Source organism: Neobacillus novalis NBRC 102450 (assembly GCF_001591805.1).
GTDB lineage: Bacteria > Bacillota > Bacilli > Bacillales > Cytobacillaceae > Neobacillus > Neobacillus novalis.
On sequence record NZ_BCVP01000007.1, the window covers coordinates 128,296 to 152,572 of the forward strand.

Annotated in this window: 25 protein-coding genes and 1 other RNA gene; 5 read left to right on the forward strand and 21 right to left on the reverse strand. The window is 40.4% G+C overall.

Features of this window, described 5'->3' with window-relative positions:
• Positions 1 to 25: 25 nt before the first annotated feature.
• From BANVL01_RS05195 to BANVL01_RS05205, 3 genes are all read right to left on the reverse strand, one after another.
• Entirely contained in the window at positions 26 to 1,345 is a 1,320-nt protein-coding gene (locus tag BANVL01_RS05195) for a CBS domain-containing protein (protein WP_066090784.1), read from the reverse strand.
• Between the two features lie 127 nt (positions 1,346 to 1,472).
• Positions 1,473 to 1,706, reverse strand: coding sequence for a hypothetical protein (locus tag BANVL01_RS05200; RefSeq protein WP_066090787.1), 234 nt, complete (start codon positions 1,704 to 1,706; stop codon positions 1,473 to 1,475).
• Between the two features lie 87 nt (positions 1,707 to 1,793).
• Positions 1,794 to 2,474 carry a metal-dependent hydrolase gene (locus BANVL01_RS05205; RefSeq protein ID WP_066090790.1) on the reverse strand — a complete coding sequence of 227 codons (681 nt, stop codon included), beginning with the start codon at positions 2,472 to 2,474 and terminating at the stop codon, positions 1,794 to 1,796.
• A 179-nt stretch (positions 2,475 to 2,653) separates the two neighbouring features.
• Here BANVL01_RS05205 and BANVL01_RS05210 point away from each other — a divergent pair, with 179 nt between their 5' ends.
• Both BANVL01_RS05210 and ssrS read left to right on the forward strand, forming a co-directional pair.
• Positions 2,654 to 3,751: a M24 family metallopeptidase gene (locus BANVL01_RS05210; protein WP_066090793.1), complete on the forward strand. Its 1,098-nt coding sequence runs from the start codon at positions 2,654 to 2,656 to the stop codon at positions 3,749 to 3,751.
• A gap of 56 nt (positions 3,752 to 3,807) precedes the next feature.
• Positions 3,808 to 4,003: non-coding RNA, 6S RNA (ssrS, locus tag BANVL01_RS05215), on the forward strand.
• Positions 4,004 to 4,050: 47 nt separating this feature from the next.
• Here the strand turns inward: ssrS and ald are convergent.
• Entirely contained in the window at positions 4,051 to 5,169 is a 1,119-nt protein-coding gene (ald, locus tag BANVL01_RS05220) for an alanine dehydrogenase (RefSeq protein WP_066090796.1), read from the reverse strand.
• Positions 5,170 to 5,439: 270 nt separating this feature from the next.
• Positions 5,440 to 5,598, reverse strand: coding sequence for a hypothetical protein (locus BANVL01_RS27660; RefSeq protein WP_169803133.1), 159 nt, complete (start codon positions 5,596 to 5,598; stop codon positions 5,440 to 5,442).
• A gap of 103 nt (positions 5,599 to 5,701) precedes the next feature.
• Here BANVL01_RS27660 and BANVL01_RS05225 point away from each other — a divergent pair, with 103 nt between their 5' ends.
• Both BANVL01_RS05225 and BANVL01_RS05230 read left to right on the forward strand, forming a co-directional pair.
• Positions 5,702 to 6,151 (forward strand): universal stress protein, encoded by a 450-nt coding sequence (locus BANVL01_RS05225; protein ID WP_066090799.1) that lies wholly within the window; start codon positions 5,702 to 5,704, stop codon positions 6,149 to 6,151.
• Positions 6,152 to 6,272: 121 nt separating this feature from the next.
• Positions 6,273 to 6,587, forward strand: a complete 315-nt coding sequence (locus BANVL01_RS05230) for a hypothetical protein (RefSeq protein WP_066090802.1) — start codon at positions 6,273 to 6,275, stop codon at positions 6,585 to 6,587.
• Positions 6,588 to 6,617: 30 nt separating this feature from the next.
• Here BANVL01_RS05230 and BANVL01_RS05235 read toward each other — a convergent pair whose 3' ends face one another.
• The 9 genes from BANVL01_RS05235 to sppA form a co-directional block, all read right to left on the reverse strand.
• Positions 6,618 to 7,130 (reverse strand): MogA/MoaB family molybdenum cofactor biosynthesis protein, encoded by a 513-nt coding sequence (locus BANVL01_RS05235; protein WP_066090804.1) that lies wholly within the window; start codon positions 7,128 to 7,130, stop codon positions 6,618 to 6,620.
• Positions 7,131 to 7,132: 2 nt separating this feature from the next.
• Positions 7,133 to 7,969 carry an EcsC family protein gene (locus BANVL01_RS05240; protein ID WP_066090808.1) on the reverse strand — a complete coding sequence of 279 codons (837 nt, stop codon included), beginning with the start codon at positions 7,967 to 7,969 and terminating at the stop codon, positions 7,133 to 7,135.
• A 102-nt stretch (positions 7,970 to 8,071) separates the two neighbouring features.
• The gene (locus BANVL01_RS05245; RefSeq protein ID WP_066090811.1) at positions 8,072 to 9,265 is read right to left on the reverse strand and encodes an acetate kinase; all 1,194 of its coding nucleotides are present in this window, start codon (positions 9,263 to 9,265) and stop codon (positions 8,072 to 8,074) included.
• 229 nt (positions 9,266 to 9,494) lie between these two features.
• Positions 9,495 to 10,478 (reverse strand): class I SAM-dependent methyltransferase, encoded by a 984-nt coding sequence (locus BANVL01_RS05250; RefSeq protein ID WP_066090814.1) that lies wholly within the window; start codon positions 10,476 to 10,478, stop codon positions 9,495 to 9,497.
• A gap of 89 nt (positions 10,479 to 10,567) precedes the next feature.
• Entirely contained in the window at positions 10,568 to 11,068 is a 501-nt protein-coding gene (tpx, locus tag BANVL01_RS05255) for a thiol peroxidase (RefSeq protein ID WP_066090817.1), read from the reverse strand.
• A gap of 160 nt (positions 11,069 to 11,228) precedes the next feature.
• Complete coding sequence (gene ytfJ / locus BANVL01_RS05260; RefSeq protein WP_066090820.1) at positions 11,229 to 11,735, reverse strand: GerW family sporulation protein; 507 nt, start codon at positions 11,733 to 11,735, stop codon at positions 11,229 to 11,231.
• 17 nt (positions 11,736 to 11,752) lie between these two features.
• Positions 11,753 to 12,457 carry a DUF2953 domain-containing protein gene (locus tag BANVL01_RS05265; protein ID WP_342342325.1) on the reverse strand — a complete coding sequence of 235 codons (705 nt, stop codon included), beginning with the start codon at positions 12,455 to 12,457 and terminating at the stop codon, positions 11,753 to 11,755.
• Positions 12,458 to 12,720: 263 nt separating this feature from the next.
• Positions 12,721 to 13,269, reverse strand: a complete 549-nt coding sequence (locus tag BANVL01_RS05270) for an RDD family protein (protein ID WP_066090823.1) — start codon at positions 13,267 to 13,269, stop codon at positions 12,721 to 12,723.
• 14 nt (positions 13,270 to 13,283) lie between these two features.
• Entirely contained in the window at positions 13,284 to 14,294 is a 1,011-nt protein-coding gene (gene sppA / locus BANVL01_RS05275; protein WP_066090827.1) for a signal peptide peptidase SppA, read from the reverse strand.
• Positions 14,295 to 14,456: 162 nt separating this feature from the next.
• Between sppA and BANVL01_RS05280 the strand changes: the two genes are divergently transcribed.
• Positions 14,457 to 15,260, forward strand: coding sequence for an NAD kinase (locus BANVL01_RS05280; RefSeq protein ID WP_066090829.1), 804 nt, complete (start codon positions 14,457 to 14,459; stop codon positions 15,258 to 15,260).
• Positions 15,261 to 15,302: 42 nt separating this feature from the next.
• Here BANVL01_RS05280 and rarD read toward each other — a convergent pair whose 3' ends face one another.
• The 7 genes from rarD to ezrA form a co-directional block, all read right to left on the reverse strand.
• The gene (gene rarD / locus BANVL01_RS05285; RefSeq protein WP_066090832.1) at positions 15,303 to 16,235 is read right to left on the reverse strand and encodes an EamA family transporter RarD; all 933 of its coding nucleotides are present in this window, start codon (positions 16,233 to 16,235) and stop codon (positions 15,303 to 15,305) included.
• An 89-nt stretch (positions 16,236 to 16,324) separates the two neighbouring features.
• A complete protein-coding gene (locus BANVL01_RS05290) occupies positions 16,325 to 17,923 on the reverse strand; it encodes an amidohydrolase (protein WP_066090835.1) in 1,599 nt (532 codons plus the stop codon).
• A gap of 67 nt (positions 17,924 to 17,990) precedes the next feature.
• Positions 17,991 to 19,577 carry an acyl-CoA synthetase MbcS gene (mbcS, locus tag BANVL01_RS05295; protein WP_066090838.1) on the reverse strand — a complete coding sequence of 529 codons (1,587 nt, stop codon included), beginning with the start codon at positions 19,575 to 19,577 and terminating at the stop codon, positions 17,991 to 17,993.
• 188 nt (positions 19,578 to 19,765) lie between these two features.
• The gene (locus BANVL01_RS05300; protein WP_066090841.1) at positions 19,766 to 19,966 is read right to left on the reverse strand and encodes an alpha/beta-type small acid-soluble spore protein; all 201 of its coding nucleotides are present in this window, start codon (positions 19,964 to 19,966) and stop codon (positions 19,766 to 19,768) included.
• Between the two features lie 100 nt (positions 19,967 to 20,066).
• Positions 20,067 to 21,272: a tRNA uracil 4-sulfurtransferase ThiI gene (gene thiI / locus BANVL01_RS05305; protein ID WP_066090843.1), complete on the reverse strand. Its 1,206-nt coding sequence runs from the start codon at positions 21,270 to 21,272 to the stop codon at positions 20,067 to 20,069.
• On the reverse strand, positions 21,273 to 22,415 hold the full coding sequence (locus BANVL01_RS05310) for a cysteine desulfurase family protein (RefSeq protein WP_066090846.1): 1,143 nt from the start codon (positions 22,413 to 22,415) through the stop codon (positions 21,273 to 21,275).
• A 112-nt stretch (positions 22,416 to 22,527) separates the two neighbouring features.
• Positions 22,528 to 24,216 carry a septation ring formation regulator EzrA gene (gene ezrA, locus BANVL01_RS05315; protein WP_342342326.1) on the reverse strand — a complete coding sequence of 563 codons (1,689 nt, stop codon included), beginning with the start codon at positions 24,214 to 24,216 and terminating at the stop codon, positions 22,528 to 22,530.
• Positions 24,217 to 24,277 lie beyond the last annotated feature (61 nt).

Below are 24,277 nucleotides of genomic sequence, written 5' to 3' on the forward strand. Positions count from 1 at the left end.
AGGCTGGGAAGCGGCTTTCACATTGTTAACTTCTGTCAATTAACTGACACATCATCATCGCTTTTCCAACCAAGACCCCTTCATTGAACACTTCTACATCTACCTTGCCAAATTTCCGTCCTACTTCAAGTATTTTTGGATAAACTTCTAACCTACTCTCCATTTGAACCGGTTTAATAAAGTAAATGGTCATGTTTTCGACAACGAGGTCACCTTTTTTATAGCTTCTTAGTACCCGGTTGGCAGCGTCTGAGACAATGGTCGTAAAGACACCATACGAAATAGTTCCGAGGTGGTTGGTCATTTGCGGCGTCACTTCGCAGGAGTAGACTTCATCCCCTTTTGCCCTTCCCTGCATTAATACCATTTGATTGGTTACGATGTCATCAATCGTTTCCCCAACCTGCGGCTGCCGTTGGTTCATTTGCAGTGCCTTTAAGACATCCTGCCTGCTGATAATCCCTTCTAAACGGTTGGAGTCATCGGCAACGGGAAGCACTTCAATCCCTTCCCAGACCATCGTATGGGCGGTCGAAGCGACACTTGTCTTGCCATTAACCGTCATCGGATGTTTTGTCATAATCTTGTCGATGGAGGCTTCTAAATCCTGACCTAAAATATCCTTACTTGTCACCATTCCTTGAATCTTCATGTTTTGGTCGACAACAGGATAACGGCTGTGTGTTGTTTCTTGGTTAAATTCATGCCATTTTGCCACCTTATCAGACGTTTTTAAATAATACGTGTCTGCAAGTGGTGTTAAAATATCTTCTACTAAAATAATTTCCTTTTTGATTAATTGGTCATAAATGGCCCGGTTAATCATCGTAGCGACCGTAAAGGTATCATAGCTTGTAGAAATAACCGGCAATTCCATTTTATCTGCCAGTTTTTTCACGTGTTCCTCAGAATCAAAGCCTCCGGTTATTAACACCGCAGCCCCTGCTTTTAACGCCAGCTCATGTGCCTGCGTCCTGTTTCCGACAATTAACAGGTTCCCAGCTTCAGTGTAACGCATCATTGCCTCAAGTTTCATTGCCCCGATGACAAATTTATTTAGGGTTTTATGCAAGCCAGTTCTGCCGCCTAATACTTGACCGTCCACGATGTTTACTATTTCGGCAAAAGTAAGCTTTTCAATATTTTCTTTCTTCTTCCGTTCAATTCGAATCGTGCCAACTCTTTCAATCGTGCTGACATACCCCTTATTTTCCGCTTCCTTAATCGCCCGGTAAGCTGTCCCTTCACTTACGGACATCGCCTTGGCAATTTGCCTGACTGATATCTTTTCTCCAATCGGGAGTCCATCAATGTATTGTAATATTTGTTCATGCTTAGTAGCCAAGCCTTCACCCTCTATTTTCAAATTCCAATTTATCCAGTCAGTCCTTAACCAGATTTGTCTAAATTTAATTATAGAGTTTAAAAGGCCTTGATTCAATGCGGTTTCTTACAAAGTCACCTTATTCCCATTAATATGCGCGGGATTTCTTTTTTTTCAGCTGTGATTGCTGTCTTTGTCCTTGTCTTTTCGGGCTATAAAGCAGACCAGTAAGATTTCCAGCGATCACCATCAATGCAAACGCAAGCCAAGCGATCGAAAATATTCCCTCCGCACCATTTGCATGAACCGATAATCTCGGAACGGCAAAATAGAGCATGAAGGCCACTAGCAGCAGACAAAGTACATATCTATTCTTCTTCAACTTTTCTTCCTCCCTTAAAAAAATACGGCTTGTTCCATCTTTATGCACAAAGGAGGAAAAAAAGTATATGAACGCCTAGAATCGGGCTTAAAAATCGATTGCTTCGCCTGGGACTAACACTTTACCATTTTGATCTTCAAGCAGTTCAATAAATTGATATGGATCCTGTTTAATAGGCGGGAATGTATTGTAGTGCATCGGTACAACCGTCTTGGCATTTAACAGTTTAGCTGCATAGGCTGCATCTTCAGGTCCCATGGTAAAATTGTCACCAATCGGCAAGAAGGCTAAATCAATCGGATGACGTTCTCCAATCAGTTTCATATCCGAAAATAGTCCCGTATCACCGGCATGATAAATGGTTTTACCTTCGCTCATAACTAGAATTCCGGCTGGCATACCGCAATAGATGAGTTCATTATTTTCGGTTTCGTAGCTCGAGCCGTGGAAGGCTTGAGTCAGCTTTACTTTACCGAAATCAAACTGATAGGCACCGCCAATATGCAGGCCGTGGGTATTGATCCCCTGCCAGCCTAGGAAGGTAGCAATTTCGTGGTTGGCAATCACAAGGGCATTATGCCTTGTTGCTAACTCAACAGTGTCCCCGACATGGTCATTGTGACCGTGCGATAAGATAATCACATCTGGTTTAACCTCTTCAACAGTTAAGTCCGTTAATCGGTTGCCCTTAATAAAAGGGTCAATTAAAATGGTTTTCCCATTTGTGTTAATTTGAACAACTGAATGTCCGTGATATGAAACTCTCATCATCCCAACTCCTTTAAATTGTTATAGTATGTACTTCTCGAAAAGTTTCGGAAATCCTTCCTCATTTATTCCCATAAGCTGCAGGTATTAGCACATGCTAAGATGTGTTAGTTTACAATTGAAATAAATATTGATACTCTCAAATTGGAATTGATTTTTTAAAATGGGGGCCACTAAACATGAATCAGCGATTAGTAAAGCTTCAAACATGGATGAAGGAAAATGAGATCGAAGTTAGTTTTCTTACTTCAACCGAAAATGTATTTTATTTAAGTGGTTATTACACCGACCCGCATGAACGATTGCTGGCGCTTGTTGTTTTTCAAGAGGAGGAACCGTTCCTCGTATGTCCTGCAATGGAAGTGCATGACGCCAAACGTTCCGGCTGGGAGCATGAAATCATCGGCTATAGCGACATCGAAAATCCGTGGGAAATGATTCTGCATTCTATCAATAAAAGAAGCAATGGTGTTTCGAAAGCGGCAATTGAAAAAGAACATATGAATGTCGAACGCTTTGAGCATCTTACACAATTGTTCCCAAGTGCATCATTTGTTTCTGCAGAAGAGAAATTACGACAACTGCGTATGATAAAAGATGCAAAAGAGCTTAAAAGTATTGAAGAGGCTTGTGCCCTTGCCGACTATGCTGTGGAATTCGGTGCAAGTGAAATTAAAGAAGGCAAAACAGAGCTGGATATCCTTAATGCCTTAGAGTATGCTTTAAAGCAAAAGGGTGTTAAAGAAATGTCGTTTTCGACTATGGTGTTGACCGGAGCAAATGCCGCTTCACCTCACGGGAACCCTGGGGAAACAAAAATTCGTAAAGGTGACCTCGTTTTATTCGATTTGGGTGTCGTCGTCGACAGATATTGTTCTGATATCACGAGAACCGTTGCGTATGGGGACATTAACGACAAACAAAAAGAAATTTATGATACAGTTTTAAAGGCGGAGCTCGCAGCCATTGAAGCAAGTAAGCCTGGCGTAACGGCAGCAGAAGTTGACCTTACTGCGCGTCGAATTATTGCCGATGCAGGGTATGGAGAATATTTCCCACACCGTTTAGGACACGGGCTAGGAATAGGCGTTCATGAGTATCCTTCCATGACTGAAACCAATCAGTTATTGATCGAAGAAGGAATGGTATATACGATTGAACCGGGAATTTACGTACCTAATGTAGCTGGTGTTCGAATTGAGGATGATATTTATATTACTGCTGATGGTGCAAAAGTTTTAACTAAATTCCCAAAAGAATTACAAATTATCAAATAGGCTCATTTGGATTTTTTTAACATTGAACTATCATGTGTATTGGTGTAATATACAAATACAAGCTGCATTGTACGTAATCATAATAAAGTTTTAACCTTTAAGCTGTAATAGGGAGTTTAACCATTGAAGCTGGAATGACAAGCCTCTGTCTATAAGACTTGGAGGACAGGCAGAAAAGTTTCTGAGAACACCCACTTTGAGGAGTGGTGGTTTAAAACTTTCTTATATTCCTACGGCAATTGCGGCTTACATAGTTTAAAAAAAAACCAGCTTCTTTTGGAAGCTGGTTTTCTTTTTTCTTATTTTTCTAGCAATGGTTTTGTATCTTTGAATTCAAGTCCATGTGCTTCGGCAACCGCTTGGTAGGTTACATACCCATCAAGGGTATTAATCCCTTTTAACAAAGCCTCATTATCCAAACATGCCTTTTTATAGCCTTTATTAGCAATGTCGACGGCATACGGAACAGTCACATTTGTTAGCGCAAACGTTGAAGTTCTTGGGACTGCACCAGGCATATTCGCTACTGCGTAATGAACAACGCCATGCTTCACATATGTTGGATTATCGTGTGTCGTGATCCGGTCAGTCGTTTCAAAAATCCCCCCCTGATCGATGGCGATATCAACGACCACGCTGCCTGGTTTCATCGATTGAATCATTTCTTCACTAACAAGCTTCGGCGCCTTCGCTCCCGGAATCAGCACAGCACCAATAACCAAATCCGATTCCTTTACAGCTTCGGCAATATTATAAGGGTTGGACATTAATGTCGTCACATCAGAGCCGAAAATATCATCCAATTGACGAAGACGGTCAGGATTTAAATCAATAATCGTCACTTTAGCCCCTAAGCCAATCGCCATTTTGGCTGCATTGGTACCGGCCACACCGCCGCCAATGATTGCTACTTTTCCTCTTTGTACCCCAGGAACACCGGAAAGAAGAATTCCCATACCACCATGGACTTTTTCAAGAAATTGCGCGCCGATTTGAGCAGCCATTCTTCCTGCTACTTCACTCATTGGTGTCAATAATGGCAGGCTTCTGTTAGGTAATTGAACTGTTTCATAAGCAATCCCGACAACTTTATTATCGATTAAGGCTTTGGTTAATTCCGGTTCAGGTGCTAAATGTAAATATGTAAATAAAATCAACCCTTCACGGAAATATGGATATTCGTTAGGAAGTGGTTCTTTTACCTTCATAACCATATCCATGGACCAGGCCTCTTCTGCGGTTGCTGCCAGTTTCGCTCCAGCAGAACGATAATCCTCATCTGTAAAGCCAGAGCCAAGTCCTGCCCCTGTTTCAATAAAAACCTCGTGGCCAAATTTCACAAGGGTTACTACTCCCGCAGGTGTCATTGCTACTCGGTTTTCATTATTTTTAATTTCTTTAGGTACTCCAATCTGCATGCCCTTACCTCCAAATAAATTCATATGAAAAAACCAAGTCAATATTAATATATCCTTCAGACTAAGGAAAAATGTAACAAGCGATCATCTATATGGTAACACTTTTAAGAGCTTTACCACAAAGGGCAAAGCTCATAGCAGCAATCTTAATTAATAAATTCAATTATTCTTTAATTTTTTTAATGAAGTACGTACCACCAAAACCAAATGGCACATAAAAGGCTGTCCATATGTATAGGACAGCCAGTTACTTTACTATTTTAATTGTCCCTACCCTTCAGTTGCAGCGTTATCGTCACTGTCAGCCAAAGCGGTTCCTTTACCAATGAAACCACTATTATACGAATCCATAATTTGCTGGCTCACTTCGTTAGTCCCCTGTTCATCAAAATCAAATGTAAATTTATTATTAGGTTCTCGTTTCACCATCGATAAATCTCCTTTCCACACTAAGCTACCTCATTATTGTTCGAAAAATTGCAACAATTATACGTTGTTAAATATTGTATAATTAAGGTAAGGAGATGATTTCATGGGACTCAAATATCGGAATATTTTAGTCGCAATTGATGGATCGAAGGAAGCAGATTGGGCTTTTAAAAAAGGGATTGAAATTGCAAAAAGAAATAATGCGAAATTGCTGTTAGTCCACGTGATTGATGTAAGGTCATTTGCCCTAATTGATGCTTATGACACAGTCATTGGTGACAGGGCAGAAAAGCTGGCAAAAGATATGCTCGAGAATTATCAATTGAAAGCGATAGAAGCAGGCCTTCAGGAAGTTCAATATGAAATTGATTTTGGTTCACCTAAAGTAAGAATCCCTAGAGAGTTGGCTAAAAAGCACAAGGTTGATTTAATTATCTGCGGTGCGACCGGAATGAATATGGTGGAAAGAATCTTTATTGGCAGTGTATCAGAACATATCACACGCTATGCACCATGTGACGTACTTGTCGTCCGGACCGAAAAAGATTCATAATCGAAAGCACGGAGCCAATCGGCTCCGTGCTTCTTATTTTACCTAAAATTATCGTTTTATCGTGAATGGACCTTCAATGTATAGTACAATAATAAATAACTTTTACTTCTTGGAGGAAATTATGAAAGAACATTTTTCTTTCGATCAGCGTCTTGGCATTTTTCTGCCTGATATGACCGAAGAATGGGACGATTACAGTAAAGATACTCAACAGGAGATTCTGTTTCACTGGGAACAAATCCGCGGGTCCATACCCGACCGAATTTTTGAGCTTGAAAATGAGATTAATCATAAACAAGCCCAGCTATCAGATGAAAATAATTTTGCCCGTTCCTGTCAATTGAACTCAGAAATAGCAGAACTGGCCTCCATTATCAATGACCTCTGGCTTTGGTACCGTGCCAACCAGACACTTTCGGAAAAAATGCATCAATAGAAAACTCCCTTCGATAAGGGAGTTTTCACTTTATAAATCTTTTTTAATTTCTCTTACTACATGACCAATTTCCGGTAGAATTAATTTATTCATTGCCAGTTTCACCGCACCGGATGAACCAGGTGTAGAGAATACGGCTTTATTTTTAACCACTCCGGCAATGGCCCGCGAGAGAATGGCGGCCGACCCAATGTCCTCTTGATAGCTCAGCATCCTGAATAATTCTCCAAAGCCAACGATTTCTTTCTCAAGCAGGCTTTGAACAGATTCAATTGTTACATCACGCTTGGCAATCCCCGTGCCGCCATTTGTGAGGATGACATCAATATCCTCTCGGCCGCATCCCTTTAATATTTCACTTTGAATCGGCTCAGCTTCATCCCTTACAATGACGTAATCCACAACACTATGCCCTGCTTGTTCGAGCAGTTCCATCATTAGCCTGCCGCTTTTGTCTGTTTCCTGATTTCTCGTATCGCTGACTGTAATGACTTTACAATTAACCGTCTTAGGTGCAACACTTTTATGCTCTTGCGTACTCATTGTTAAAACTCCTCTTTTTCTTTAAGGTAGCGAAGCTGATAATATTTATGGGCGAGATCCGTTACTTTTCTTGTTAATTGATAGTTCGTTCCAGCGCCAATCGCCATGCTGACTAGCGGAATTCCTTGAATGACCTTTTTCCGGAACAAAGTTATAACCATCGCTTTTAATAGCTGCTGGATAGGCTGCTCCAGCCAAGTGATATCAAAAATTTCCTCATTTCCTTCGTAAAAATAATATTCATCGTTCGCTTCCAGCTCAGCCATTAAAGACGCCCAACCTGCCTTTTGAATCCGCGCCGGCAATGTCGCGGTATGAAACACTTTTAAAGATGTCATCATTTCAAATGGGGTATTCACCTCAAAACCGTAGGTCATCGCAATTAATTGCACAACCCTTAAATTTATCACCGCCATTGCTGGAATATCGCTCCCTAAAAGCAGCGATCCGCCTGTACCCGAAAGGCCGCCTTGAGCAAAGGAATAAAGTCGATGCCTTGCAATTTGCTGCTCTGCTATGTATTGTAACTGGTTGATATCCAGCCGCTTTAAGTCTGTTATTTTTTCTATATCCTCTTGAAAAATTCTCCCCGAGGCTAGAATTCTTTCCTTTGCATCCATTTGAAGCTGCGAGCCTTGGATTAAACTATGTAGATGAAACAGCCAGCTATCCATGACAGAAATGAACTGCCGCTGAACCTTTTCAGGTAATAACGAAAAAGAACGTTCCAAATATTTTTCATATGTTAATTGAAAGTCATTCGCCTCATAATTGAGTAGGTCCCTTTCCCAATCCCGTATTCCATTCAAAACTTTCGTTTCCCTGTCTGTCAATGGCATCTCGGTCTCCTCCTTCAACGCTTCTATTTCCAGTATATCACAGGAAATAGAACGTTAAAAAGGCAAAAGCCATTATCAGCTTTTGCCTTTTTTCGGTATTGATTAATGAGTATCCGCCAAGCGGACTACATCACGCGCAATCATAACTTCCTCATTTGTAGGGATGATTATTACTTTAACCGGTGAGTGAGGATAGTTGATAAACGCTTCCTCACCTCTTACCTTATTAAGAGCTGGATCCCAATAAACGCCCATAAATTCAAGGCCCTTTAAGACATTTTCTCTAATCACGTCACTATTTTCACCAATTCCGGCAGTGAAAATAATCGCATCGACACCATACATCCTGGAAGCATATGAACCAATATATTTATGAATCCGGTTTGCAAACACATCTAACGCCAGCTGTGCCCGCTCATTTCCCTTTTTCGCTTCAATTTCAATATCACGTAAGTCGCTTGAAAAACCAGAAACAGCTAACATCCCGCTTTTTTTATTTAGAACATCAAGAACTTCATCTGCTGTCTTACCTGTTTTCTCCATGATGTATGGAATTAGCGCAGGATCAATATTTCCTGAACGAGTACCCATTGTTACTCCGGCGAGAGGTGTGAAGCCCATCGAGGTATCAATTGACTTTCCACCTTCGATGGCAGCAATACTTGCTCCATTCCCAAGGTGACAGGAGATTAAACGCAGCTGTCCAACCGGGCGTCCCAATAATTCCGCTGCCCGCTGAGAAACATATTTATGGCTTGTTCCATGGAAGCCATACTTTCGAATCCCATATTCCTTATAGTATTGATACGGAAGGCTATATAGAAAAGAACTTTCCGGCATCGTCTGGTGGAAAGCAGTGTCGAATACTGCAATTGCCGGTACATTCGGAAGCACATCCATGAATGCCTTAATACCAGTAAGATTTGCCGGGTTATGCAACGGTGCAAGTTCAGATAATTCGTCAATTTTATTTAAAACTGCTTCAGTAATTAGAACAGAGTCGGTAAATGTTTCTCCGCCGTGAACAACACGATGACCAATTCCTTCAATCTCGTCCAAGGATTTGATAATACCTAAGGTAGTTAGTTTATCTAAAAGCATTTTTACAGCGACACCATGGTCAGGAATATCAATGATTTCTTGGACTTTTTCACCACCGACAGTAATCGTAAACACAGAGTCCTTCAGACCAATTCTTTCGATTAGTCCCTTTGTAATAACTTCTTCGCTCGGCATTTCAAATAATTGAAACTTCAATGAAGAACTACCCGCATTAATTGCAATAATTTTTGCCATTTTTGCTTCCGCTCCTTTTATATAACAACATCGATTCGAACCGATTATGTTTAGTACAACTTATTTTGTGCAAACCGACCTTGTTTATTTCCCTCAATTCCTCATTTAATCATTGTCCTTGTGACATTTCAAGGAATAACCTACTTGGGAGCGGTTTCAGATGAAATGAAAATATATTCGAAATTATTATAAAAATAAAAAAAGATAAAACTAGGAATTTTAGCTAGTTTTATCCTTTATTCCCCTGGAACCATGTATCCATTTGGGCGAGAATTTTATCCATCTCAACCGCATTTGATAATTTGGGCAATTTTACGAGTAAAGCTTGCTTTGGAGGCTGAATCCCTTCGCCTTTTTTTTGCAAAATAAAAATACTCTTTGCTGAGCTTTTATTCTTAAACATGCTTTCTGGTAATTGCAAAAGTCCCTGTACGAATGTCTTATCTCTGATGAATTCATGAAGCTCGGCTGCTTGTTCACTTTCAAATAAACCGCTCGGGATAATAAAGAACAAGTAACCTCCAGGCACAGCAGCCCTGACACTTTGCTCAATAAATAAATGGTGTGAATAGGAATGGCCCACACTCGCCTTTAATTGATAATCTGAAGCCCTGACATCGTTCGGATAAAAGCCAACTGGCAAATCCGCGATAACGGCATCAACTGGCTCGATAAATAATGGCTCCAAGCTATCCTGATTAAATAGCTGTACAGGATGTTCCTGTAAATTCGCATTAACATAGGCTAGTTTTATCAAAATGTCATCAATCTCAACACCGATGGATGATACCTCTTTATGTATGTGATTTAAAACGGTTGTTAATAAATTCCCCGTCCCCACTGCAGGATCTAGCAAGCGGAAGGATGGCTGGTTCATAAATCTCTCTACTAAATAGCCTACAAGCATCCCAACTGAATCAGGTGTCATTTGATGATTAGGCTGCACATTTTCTTTCATACCTTTTAAAATCACTAGCTGGTAGGCCTTGCGGATCTCTTCATTCGAATACTTTTCTAAATGAATCTCTTCATATTGTTTTTTCAGTCTTTTTGCCGTTAATTCACTTAGTTCCTCTTGAAGGATTGAACCTTGAAATAGATTCTCGCCCGTTTCGGCAAGGGCCTCAAGATAGCTGCAGGACAATTCCTCTTGTAAAATAAGGGCCGATTCATTAAATAGCGTAAATAGCTGTTCCACTGGAGAAATCATCATATATTTCCTCCCCATCGTTAAATTTCTCTATCCATTTAAACAACAACTAAGAAGGCCCCGCCTGTGACGAGGCCTTCTTGATTATAAGATTATTTTGCTGCTTTAGCCGCTTCTAGTGCTGCTTCATAGTTCGGGTGGTTTGTTGCTTCACTGACATACTCCGCATATGTGACAGTATCGTTTGAATCCACAACAAAAACAGCGCGTGCCAATAGTCTTAACTCCTGAATAGCTACCCCAAAAGCTTCTCCAAAAGAAAGGTCACGATGATCCGATAATGTTTGCACGTTTTCAATGCCGCTTGCTGCACACCAGCGTTTTTGTGCAAATGGCAGGTCACAGCTGACAGTTAAGATTTTCACACTTCCAAGCGCATTAGCTTCCTCATTAAAACGGCGGATTTCCGCATCACATACACCAGTATCTAATGATGGCACGGAAGTAATTAACCGTACCTGCCCCTTAGTAGAGTCTAAAGTAACTTCCGATAAATCATTTGCCAGGACAGTGAAATTGGGAGCTTTGTCTCCTACCTTCACTTCATTGCCTAGTAACGTAATCGCTTTTTCCTTAAATGTAACATTTGCCATTCTAACATCCTCCTTTGTCGTGGTTAAAGCCATTAAGTTCTCGCTCTAGTGACTTTAATATGTACAGTGTAAATATATCTTTTCAGAGCCATTATTGCAATTATTTGAGCCTTTCATTAAAAAAGTTAATCCTCCAAATGGCGGAAGATTAACTTATTATCTAAATATCAAGATCAATTTTCGATTGATGCTGTTGAGTTTGCTGTTGGCTGCCTTGGTCTTTCTTCGAGAACATTTGCTGGATTTTATCTACCGCTTGTGGGGCGAGTTCTAAAATTTTCTCATACAAATGAGTACTCTCATCTAAATGAAGCATTTTGACACCTTGAGAGTTAACAATTAAAAAGGCGATTGGGGTGATTGAAACACCGCCCCCGCTTCCGCCGCCAAATGGAAGCATCGACTGCCCCTGGCTTTGACCTTGACCTTGACCTTGGCTTTGACTTTGACCTTGACCTTGACCTTGACCTTGACCTTGAGACTGAGAACCATTGGCCTTGAACTCACTGCCGCCAGCTGCAAATCCAAAGCCAACCTTAGACACTGTCAAAATGACACTTCCGTCTGGGGTTTCAACCGGATCCCCAATGATGGTATTTACATCAATCATTTCTTTCAAGCTTTCCATTGCAGTTGTCATCAAACCCTGAATTGGATGGTTAGACATGCGCTATTCCTCCTCTTTCAAATTGATTTCGTTTTTTCATTTGAAAAATCTGTTTTACTTTTAAAGTGCGGTTTCCCGCCCTTCCAGAATTTAATCAGTTTTAAACCTGCGAGTATAGCATGCCCGATTCGAAACTGAAAAATACATGTTAACCGGGTCTGAATAACGGCCGCTTGAAAATGGGGAGTAATTGAAATTTTCGGTGTTGCTTTAAGTGTTAAATAGTGGCTTAGAAGTCCTGTGATACCGCCTTTTATCGCCCATAATGCTCCGGTTGCCATTCCAGTATAAGCGGCATCCCCCACCCCAATCAGGGATTGCCATTCTATTTTTTTTATCGTAACTTTTTGAAAGAATTTCCGGACAATGACATGTAAATTAAAAACGCGGTGCAGCAATTCTTGCGCATTTTTTAAATTAGTCAGCACATCTTTCTTGGTGACTTGGGTTACTTTATGTTCAGGATTTGCATCCTTGGCAGGACCTCCACCCATATTAGTATGACTTTTCACTACGATACTCGGGGAATCGTCATCGATTTTGATTAATGGAACATTTATTTTGTATTTTATGAGGCCGAACCATACTCTAAACTCGACCTTTAAGTCATCATTGTCGTTATGATGATAATAATTTACAAGAATCGTTAGTTTAGTAAAAATAATCAACAAGAATAAGAACACTAGAATCGACAAGGAAAGCAGCAGCCAAAACAATTTCATTCACAACCTTTCCGCCTTCTAGTATTCCTTTTTAAGGAAAAAAATAAACCTATCAACTCGTAGTTGATAGGTCAATTTTTGTGGAAAAGGGGCGGAGCGTCGCATAAACAAATCAGTTTAACCAGTTAAAGTGAAAATATACATTTCGTACTTTGAATAGGTGAAGCCGAGCTATGCTCACACCGCCTTTATTATGTTTGTTTCCTACTCATACAAAATAAATTTCCACGCATGGGTAGGGAGTTGAAATTCATGTTAGTTTTTTAGCGTTCTACATGAATGACGGTTGTATCAGTGAAGAGGTCATGCAGGCCTTGCTTTTTCGGTAAGAAGGCAACAATGATATACCCGAGGATGACCGTTGCCGAAATAAACCGGCCAATCCATTCACGAAAAAGACAAGTTCCCCATGTCAATTTGTTATTATGCAAATCGACTACTTTTAAACCAAAGACCATTTTTCCAAGAGTTTGATTAAAGTATTTCGTCATCAGGACAAAATATAAGTAAAAGATCACCGCAGACGCGATGGAAATAGGGGCAAACATGTTAAATTCCGTTAATGAAATATCAAGCACGCGAAAGAGCGGCTTAATCAATATCCGTTCAATGCTGCCAACAACAAGTAGATCGAGAAGATAGGCCCAAAAGCGCATCCAAAAACCGGCGTATCGAATCGGCCAATTCTGTTCAACAGGTGCCCTTTCTGGGGTAAGGACAACAGCATCAAACGCCTCAGATTGATTGTCCGTCAGATTTAGAGGTGATTCCTTTGATCCATTCCGTTCGTTATGATGTTCATTCGTTTCCATATGGCATGCCCCCCTTATTCCGCATATAAATACATGAGACGGGGTGAATTAGGCTTGGAAAGGATTTTCATTAGTCCCGCCATTTCAGCATTCTCACCGAGCCATTTATTTGTCTGCATTTTAAATAATGAGCCAAACCCAAAATCCTCCGAATAACGGACCACCTTCGCGCCTTTCAGCTTCTCGTCTTTTTTCATGCGCGCAATAACATCATCTAAGTAGCCATAATCATCGATGAGTTTTAAATCCTTCGCCTGACGGCCATCATAAACACGGCCATCCGCAATTTTTTTGACGTTATCTACCGTTAGATGGCGGCCTTCTGCAATTACTTTGACAAATCCTTCATACGAGTTATCAATCATTTTTTGTAAAATTTGTCGTTCTTCATCTGTCATTTTTCTCGTCGGGCTCATGATGTCTTTATAAGGTCCGCTTTTAATCGTAACAAAATCGACGCCGTATTTATCTGCCAAGCCTTTGTAATTATATCCTTCCATAATGACCCCAAGAGATCCTGTTAATGTTTCAGGGCTGGCAAAGATTTTCTTCGCTGCAGTTGAAATATAGTAACCCCCTGAGGCAGCCATCGAACCCATGGAAATATAAACAGGCTTTTTCGTATCCTTTTGAATTTCCTTTAATTTATCATGAATTTCTGCACTTTCCACAACTCCGCCACCGGGAGAATTGACTCGGATAACGACACCTTTAACAGTATCATCGTCTTTAATATAGTTCAGCTTTTTCATAAAATCCTGATGATTGTAACCGGAGCTTTGCAAAAATGAGCCTGCATCACCTGTGTCCTGGATGACTCCATCAACATCGAGAACGACGATTTTCTTTAATTCACTGCCCTTTTTGACCACTTCTTCTGTAAAGGGCTGATCTGTTGTCTTCATGAAATCGGTGAAATCCGTTTCAATCCCCTTAAAGGCAACCGCAGACAAAACATTAATCAAAATCGAAACAAAAAATAATGCTGCCGCTATCCCAAGAGCGGCCCAGCGTTTTCCATTCATATGTATTCCCCCTTTTTCTCCGTCTAAAATTAACATCATTCATTTCATATTGTTTCAAAAAAGTGCTAAACTAATTTCAGACTATCACTATTTTAGCAAAGTTATTTCTGGTATGGTTAAAAAAGTGGGATTTACTCTATCATTTTACAGGGGGTACATAATATGGATATGCGTCGAAATATTTATTTTTATCATAAGCGTGATGCGGATTTGCTGGAAAAGGCTGCTCCTCTTTTCGAAATTGCAGAACGCTATGACTTTACTATTGTTTCTGATTATCGTAAGGCCAATATCATTGCTAGTATTGGTGATGACGGAACATTCCTCCAAGCTGTTAGAATGACTGGTTTCCGCGATGATTGCCTTTACGTGGGGATTGCAACAGGAAATAGTTTAAGCATGTATTGCGATTTTCTCCTCAGCGATACCTCGAAGATGATTGAAACGGTTACATCAAGCGAACGTACGGAGGTCCGCCGCTATCCGACAATTGAAGTTTCTGTTGACGGTCAGGGTACGTTTTCGTGTTTAAACGATTTCAGTATCCGCTCGTCCGTAATTAAAACACTTGTCATTGATGTATTTGTCGACCAGCTCCATTTAGAAACATTCCGTGGTGACGGCCTCGTCATTGCTACGCCGACTGGGAGTACCGCATATAATAAATCAGTAAACGGCTCCATTGTCGACCCGCTCCTCTCCTGTATGCAGGTTAGCGAGGTTGCATCGGTCAACAACAACGTTTACCGGACACTTGGCACGTCCTTTATAGTCGGAAGAGAACGGACACTCACACTTAAGGTGATATCAGATGATAACGACCAACCTACAATGGGTATGGATAATGAAGCACTAAGCATCCGCAGTGTTGATAAAATCAACATAAAAATTAGTGATAAAAAAATAAAAACGTTAAAACTAAAGGATAATTCTTTTTGGGATAAAGTTAAGAGAACGTTCCTGTAAAAGGAAAAACCTTATCCGGCTTCTTAGGATAAGGTTTTTTATTTACATACTGGCACGTTTTTCTTTTTGCCATTTTAATTCTTTTTTAGTCAATAGTTTTGTTTTTGAAAGAGAATAGATTGCCAATGCCGTCCAAATGAACGTAAACGATAACAGCTGTATTTTTGAAAAATGTTCATGATAAACAAGTACACCTAAAAGTAATGTTAAGGTTGGGGCAATATATTGCAGGAATCCCAGTAATGATAAGGGAATTTTCTGCGCTCCTTTTGCAAAATAGAGAAGCGGCACGGCTGTCGCTGCACCGGCACCAATTAATAGCCAATCCGTTCCTGCACCAGCCGTTAAAAAAGAACTTGAACCGTTAACGAAAAGGAAAAGCATATATATTGCTGCGAACGGCGTCACGACAAGTGTTTCTAATGTTAAGCCAACTGAGGAATCCACATTGATTAACTTCTTTGCCAACCCGTATAAACCAAAGGAAAGAGCGAGAATAATCGCAATCCAAGGAAACTCACCATGGGAAAAGGTAATAATCAATACTCCGACAGCTGCTAAAATGAACGATAAGTACTGGTAAAAGCTTGATTTCTCCTTTAGAACAATCATTCCTAATAAGATACTGACAAGTGGATTCATATAATAGCCAAGACTTGCCTCAATCATATGACCATTATTTACCGCCCAAATATAGGTAAACCAATTCGCGCTAATAAGAAGGGAGGCAAGTGTCAGGGCATAAAGCTGTTTTTTGTTTTGCGCAAAGCCTTTAATCGTTCGTAAACATAATTCCCCTTTTTTCGTTAAAAATAAAATGACCACCATAAACACGAACGACCAAAAAATGCGGTTTGCGAGGATTTCTTTTGCCTCAACATTGTTTAATAACTTCCAATAGATTGGCAATAATCCCCATAGTAAATAGGAAAAGCCGGCATGAATAGCCCCAACCTGTGTTTCATTTTTTTTCATCTGTCCCCGAGCCCCTATTCTTTCTAGTTTCGAAATAATTTCTATTATAACGCGAAACAGTTTAATTAGGGGATTTATTTGTTTCCAGGTTACTCTTTTTTATAAACAATATCTCCGCCAATGACCGTCAATACAGCATTAACGGTAGGGAAACTGGATGGAGGAAGTTTAAAAATATCTTGTTCCAGCACGGTAAAGTCCGCCAAAAATCCTTCCTTAATCATTCCACGGTCCTCCTCATGACAGGCTGCATACGCACTGCCTTTCGTGAATAAACTGACCGCTTCATACACACTTAAAGCCTGTTCTTCACCATAGACCATTCCTTCAGGGTCATTCCTATTTGTCCTTGTTACCGCAGCATGGATACCAAACATCGGATTAGGCAGCTCAATTGGGGAATCAGATCCCCCTGCACAGTGAAGACCTTCTTTCAATAATGTCTTCCATGCGTAGCAATACTTTATTCTCTCTTCTCCGACCCTCTCGATGACCCACGGAAAGTCCGATGCCATGAATACGGGTTGGATATCAAGGACAACTGGGAGTTTTTTCGCCCTTTCAATAAGGTCTTGCCGTAAAATTTGGGCATGTATCTGCCTGTCCCGGCCGGGTCCAATTAGTGGATGTGCTTCAATCGCGTTAAGGACATATTCAAATCCTAAATCACCAATGGCGTGAATTGCTACTGGGAGGCTATTTTCACGTGCCTTGGCGACTAGGGCATTTAATTCTTCCTGACTAAAAATGGCCACCCCATTTGTCTCTGGTGCATCATTGTAGGGGCGGCTTAAAAGTGCTGTTCTTCCGCCAATCGAGCCATCAGCAAATATTTTCATCGCACCGAATTCAATCCATTCGTTACCCGATAAAAAGCCTGATCCTATGGAAGCCACATCATCAATGACCTCATGATGAACAAGTAAGTGAGCTCTGAACCTCAGCCCCTCCTCTTCGATTACCTTTTTAAACGTTTTGTATGTACGATGGAACCCGCCATAATAGTTTAAATCCTCCGTGTGGACACCGGTAATGCCTAGGCGATATAAATCTTTAATGGCAGATCTCATTGATTTTTGCAAATATTCTTCTGAAACAATCGGGATCGCCGCTTGAATAAATTCTTGGGCTTTATCCTTCAGCAGACCTGTTAATCTCCCTTCGATATCTTTTTCAATCACCCCGCCTGCAGGACACACAGTTTCTTCTGAAATCCCAGCGGTTGCAAGCGCTTTTGAATTAACAACCATTGCATGGCGGCAGACCCGCTTCAGCATGACTGGATTATCTTGAGCAATTTCATCCAATTCCTGTCGATGAATCAGTTCTTTTCGCGCCCAGCGGTTTTCATTCCAGCCTTCGCCAATAATCCATTCACCCGGTTTCACATCCGCGGCAAATTCTCGAACTGCAGCAAGGACCTCTTCTTTCGAATTCAATCCTGAAAGATCAAGCCGGATTAGCTTTTCTCCATGGCCAATTAAATGAATATGGCTATCAACAAATCCTGGAAACATCGTCGCGCCTTTCAGGTCGACCCGTTCCGAAATCGTTCCGTTAAAAATTTCTTCTAATTTTGCTTTTTCCCCCGTTTTAATAATTCGGTCTCCTTCTGTATAAACAGCCTCAACCATTTCCGTTTCCGTTTCAAGTGTATAAATCGTTCCGCCATACCACAATTTCCCCATTTTTCATTCTCCTTCGGAATATAAAGTTAAGAAGCAGACGGTAAAACCGCCTGCCTTCATTTTAAAATTATACTTGTTTCGCAGATTGCATTTCTTTTTGCCGCAGTTCAATCCGGCGAATTTTCCCTGAGGTTGTTTTTGGAAGCTCGGTCAAATACTCGATTTTTCTTGGGTACTTATATGGTGCTGTAAGGGCTTTGACATGCTCCTGCAGGTTTTTCGTTAAGTCAGGATCATTGGAGTCGACTTCCTCCTTTAGGACCACAAAAGCTTTAACAATAAAGCCGCGGACTTCATCAGGGCTTGCCACCACCGCACATTCTTTTACAAATGGATGTTTAACTAATGCATCCTCTACTTCAAACGGTCCAATCGTGTAGCCGGAGCTGATAATAATATCATCACCGCGGCCTTCGAACCAGAAATAGCCATCCTCATCCATCTTGGCTTTATCGCCAGTCACATAATAATCACCGCGGAACTGCATGGCCGTTCTTTCCGGGTCCTTATAATAGTTTTTGAATAAAGCTGGTGTTTCCACATGGACGGCAATATCGCCCACTTCACCGACGGCACAAACCTGACCTTCTTCGTTAATTATTTCTACTCTGTTCCCAGGTGTCGGTTTGCCCATTGAACCCGATTTCAATTCCATCCCTTTTGTTACACCGACAAGTAAGGTATTTTCTGTCTGCCCATAGCCGTCACGGACATCGATATGAAAATACTTCCTAAATATATCAATCACTTCACGATTAAGCGGTTCACCTGCGGATACCGCGCTATGCAGGTTTGGTAATTGATATTCATCCAAGTTGTCGACTTTTGCCATTAACCGGTATTCCGTAGGCGTACAGCAGAGGACGTTGACATCGTATTTTTGGAGCAGGCTTAAATACTTTTTCGGGTCAAATTTTCCGTTGTAGACTAAGCCCGTACCTCCCGAGCCAAGTACGGACAAGAATGGACTCCAAATCCATTTTTGCCACCCGGGACCGGCTGTTGCCCAAACCGTATCTCCGTCTTCAATACAAAGCCATTTAGGTGCCGCTGTTTTTAAATGCGCAAAGGCCCAGCCATGTGTGTGGACAACACCTTTAGGATTTCCCGTTGTTCCTGATGTATAGGATAAAAAGGCCATATCATCCCTAAGCGTATCAGCGATCGTGAATTTGGTACTAGCTTTTTCCATTTCAGCATCAAGATGGATCCAGCCTTTTTCTTCTGCCCCAATCGTAAATTTAACCAGAGGTTGTATTTCGGTAATATGTGCAAATTGATCAACGTATGGATAATAACTTATTACTGCTTTAACATCACCATGAGTTATCCGGTACTGTAAATCTTTTTCTCTTAACATTTCTGAGCTTGGAATCACTATCATTCCTGCTTTTAAGGCTGCCAAATAAACGACATATGCTTCAATAAGACGCGGAACAATAATAAGAACGACATCGCCCTTTTTTAAACCATTTTGGGAGAAAACATTTCCCGCTTGGTTTACCTGCTTCATTAGATACTCATATGTAACTTGTTTTGTTTCACCTGCTTCATTTTCCCATTTCAATGCAACCCTTTTCGGATCCTTAGCAAAACGCTCCATTTCTGAAACAAGATTATACTTTTCAGGTGCAATTAATTCTCCGCGTTTCATGGTTCTCCTCCTCAAATATTTCCTTTAGTTTAATTATACAGAATTAAATAAAAATTTTAAAATATGATTTAATTTTTATTTACTCCTAGTACCTGATGCTAATTATATACCTCTTTTTAAAAAACGAAAACAAAAAAGAGTGGGAGGAAACCCTCCACACTCTCTGTAGCCATTGTATTTATTTTTTATTATCGAGAAAATCCGCCGCCTAATTGAGACTCAGCCATTTGAACTAAACGCTTTGTGATTTCACCACCAACTGAACCGTTAGCGCGTGAAGTAGTGTCTGCTCCAAGATTTACACCAAATTCGTTTGCAATTTCATATTTCATTTGGTCAAGAGCTTGTTCAACACCTGCAACTAATAATTGATTTGAATTGTTTGCCATGTGATATCACCTCCTTGTGAGTATAGAATGTGTAGAATTGCCGAGCTTCATTCCATCTCACAACTGGTAATTGTTCACAAAAAGTTCAAAATTTACTTTTTTAAAATAATGCGTTAAATTCTGATTGCTTTTCGATATCCGGTTTAATCACAAGTGTTTCAATTTCCTGGACAGCTTCTTGAATCATTGGTTCAAAATCAAAAAAGCTTTCATAGTGATTAACTTTTTCCCTTTTAGGTTTTGTTTTTGGAGAGGCTGGAACAAAGATGGTACAGCAATCCTCAAATGGCCTGTTTGATATTTCCAGCGTATCAATGTCTTGCGCAACCTTAATGATATCGGTCTTGTCCATTGTAATCAACGGACGCAAAACAGGCGTATTGGTCACTTCATTTATCGCATACATACTTTCAATTGTTTGACTGGCCACCTGCCCGAGACTTTCACCAGTAATAATTGCAAGGCCTTCACGGTTCTTCCTAATTTCATCCGTGATTCTCAGCATCATTCTTCTTGTTGTTGTCATCGAATAATTTTCTGGGATTTGTTCGCGAATGGCTTGTTGAATAGCGGTAAAGGGTACAATGTGCAAAGTGATTGAACCATAAATCTCCGCCAGCTTCTTCGTTAAATCAATGACCTTTTCCTTTGATCTTTCGCTGGTAAATGGTGGGCTGAAAAAATGAACGGCTTCAATCTCAACTCCCCGCTTCATTGCCATATAACCTGCAACCGGACTATCAATACCGCCGGAAAGCATGAGCATTGCTTTGCCGCTTGATCCTATCGGAAGGCCGCCGGCACCCTGAATGGTTTCGCACGATAAATAAATGGCTTCCTTTCTGATCTCAACCCGCAAATTAATATTGGGATTTTTTACATCTACTTTTATACCGGATACATTCTTTAACAAATGTGCCCCGATCGTTTGATTGACACCATCCGTATCCAGTTCATATGTTTTATCAGACCTTTTAGTGGTTACTTTAAATGTTTGCCCTTCCTTATAGAGGTTTTGAATTAATTGAAGTGCGGCCTGTTTTAATGATTCCACATCTCTAGCTACCTTTATTGCCGGACTGAAGGACTGAATCCCAAATATAGTCTGTAATTTTTCAATGATTTCTATCCCATTTTCTCCATTTAATAACACATACATCCGGTCACGGCTTGCCTCTACTTTTATTTTCGGAAAGGGGGCAAGAGCGATTTTTACACTTTTTCTTAACTTTTCCACAAATTTATTGCGGTTTCTGCCTTTTGTTGATATTTCTCCATAGCGGATTAGTATACGGTCATAGTTCATTTAATTCATAACCTTTCGTAGTTGGTTTACCGTTTTTTCAATCGCCTCGATAACGGTCCCCGCCTCAGCTTCAGTATTATCAAAGGAAAGACTTATCCTGACGGCACTTTCAGCGGAACTTTCCGGGACACCCATTTCGAGAAGTGTCTTACTTGGTGTTTTCTTCTTTGAAGAACAGGCACTAGTCGTCGAGACAAAGATCTCCCGCTGCTCAAGTGCATGGATAAATACCTCCGATTTCATTCCTTTAAGTGAAAAATTTAAAATATGCGGTGCTGCATTTTCAATTGGGGTATTTATCTTGATTCCTTCGATACCATTCAACCCTGTTCTTAGCATGCTCTGGATTTTCATCATTTTCGCGGTACCTGAATTACTTTTCGACATCGTTATTCTAAGCGCTTTTGCCAGCGCAACCGCTCCTGCCACATTTTCGGTGCCGCTCCGCATTTTCCGTTCTTGACTGCCTCCGGAAAATAATGGAGCAAGTCTTGCACCTTCACGAATAAACAAGGCACCTGTACCTTTTAATCCATGAAATTTATGCCCAGAAATAGAACAAAAATCTACTCTATTTTCAGTTAAAGACAAAGGAACTTTTCCAATGCCTTGAATTGCATCGACATGAAATAAAATCGCTGGGTATTCTTTTAGTATGTTTCCAACCTCTTCAATCGGCTGAACGGTTCCAACTTCATTGTTCACCTGCATAATCGAGATTAAGATGGTCTCTTTTCTGATTGCCTTTTCAACGTCAGCGGCTGAAATTCTTCCAGTCTTGTCAACAGGCAAATACGTTATTTCGAAGCCCTCCTGCTCAAGCTGCTCCATTGCCGCCCTAACCGATGGGTGCTCCACACTTGATGTAATCAAATGCCGGCCTCGATTCCTATTAACCGACGCAGCACCTTTTATCGCTAAATTATTCCCTTCAGTCCCGCCGGAGGTAAAATAAATCTCGGACGGTTTCACTTCCAGCAGCTTGGCTACTTGTTCCCTCGCCTGTGAAAGGAGCTTCTCGGCCTGTCCCCCTAAACCATGGAGTGAGGAGGGATTTCCAAAATATTCACTAGAAACCGTCATAAATGAATCTAATACCTCTTTATATGGTTTAGTCGTTGCACTATTATCGAAATAAATCATTTCTTCTCTCCTCCAACAAAAACGCACTTTCAAAAATAAATCTTATCATAAACTTGTAAGATTGAAAAAGTAAAGAAAACTCGCCGGCGAACAGCGAGTTTCCTTTTTGTTATTATACTTCAATACTTGCTTTTATTTTTTTTAAGGCATCCGGGTCGATTCCCTCTAATGAGGCGGCGACTTGTTCTAAAGCTTCTTGATAATCGTATTGTCTAAATGCTATTTCTGCTTCTGATAATCCTTTTGCAACGGATGGATAACGTCTTCGATACCGATTACCATATTGAATGGCTTTCTCAGCAAGCGTGACATTCTCAAGCATTTCATAGGTAGTATGAACAAGTTTTTCAACCGTTAACTCGGCAATTTCTAAATACTGATTGAGGGCAGAAATATTCAATGGCTTTTCTTCCAGCTGGAATCTAACATTTTGAATACTTTCATTTGTATCCTCTAATAAATATTTATAATCGGCCGGCAATCCAGGCACATTACTTTTAGAAACAAAACGAACCGTTTCACCCACCTGTTTTGTAAGCTCCTTAATCTTTTCCCTTGCTTCTAGTTCATCTTTTCTAAGCGCTTGAAGTTTTAGCGCAAAATCCTGCTGCCCTTCGCGGATGACATCAAGCTGATCTTTAAGGGCACTTAATTCCTCGCCAATCACGCTTTGAGCGGTTGCATTCATTTTCAACTTTTCAACCAGAATATCATAGTGTTTATAAACAGTACCAAATTCCTTTTCAAGATTCCTTTGTGTTTCAAAGTCACTTTCAGATAACTGATAACTTTCCTGTACATGGATCACTTCATCTGAAAGATATTTATTTTCCTCTTGGGCAACAGCTAGAAGTTCATAGGCAGCCTTTTCATTCTTTACTACAAAATGCTTAGCGTGAACTTCTTTTTCTAAGAGGTCAAAAAGGATATCAATTCTTTGCTTTACTTCTTTGATTCCTTCTTCCGCTTTTTCAATTTCTGTTGCTTCAATCAAACGTAAATTCTCGGCAAGCTTTTCTTCCAATCGCTTAATTTCCATTGCCACATTAATATGATCTAAGTAATATTCCTGTTCTGTCATTTCACGGTGTCCGTCTAAACATTCGGACATCAGATTCGGAAGAAGGGATTGGCATTCAATTAAAAGCTGCGGAATCAAATCCATATGGCTTTTAATGGTTCCAAGCTGGTTATGCATCAGTAAAACCACTTCACGGGCTTCAAGGTAATTACCAAGTTCGGTTTTTTCATCAAATTCTTGGAATTTTTGGGCCGCATCACTCAGCTGCTCTTCTAAGTGTTTTTCGGCATTGCCAAAGCTGTGACGGTGGGCCAGGAGCATCTTTTTCGATTCTCGATAGAGATCTTTTAGTTCCTCAATTTCAACCCTGTTTTTTTCTTCACTGCCTACGAGCTCATGCAACTCTTCCAATATCTTCTTTATTTGATCCTCAGTTTCCTGTAGCTTAGCCTGAATTTCTTGTTGAACACCTTTTGCTTTTTTAAATCGATACCGATCTATGTACTCTTCTGCATCAAAAAGCATCTCTTCTAAATCAGGAAGCTGTACGGTAACAACATCGTCCCATTGATTGCGCCAACTTTCGAAAAGTTCTTCCGTTTGGCCAGTCATATTTAACTGCTTCACCTTTGACATTTCATCAAGTACAGGCCGGTTCATTAAATCGATTTTCCACGCTTCCAACCGGTCCATTTCTTTAAAGTATTTCTTCTTTATTAAATATCCTAATACAAATAAGGCAAGTACGAGGATGAAAAATCCAATGAAATAATAAATCACTAGTAAGCCCCCTATATCCAAAAACATTGATTCTGTTATATGATTTCATCTATTTATATTA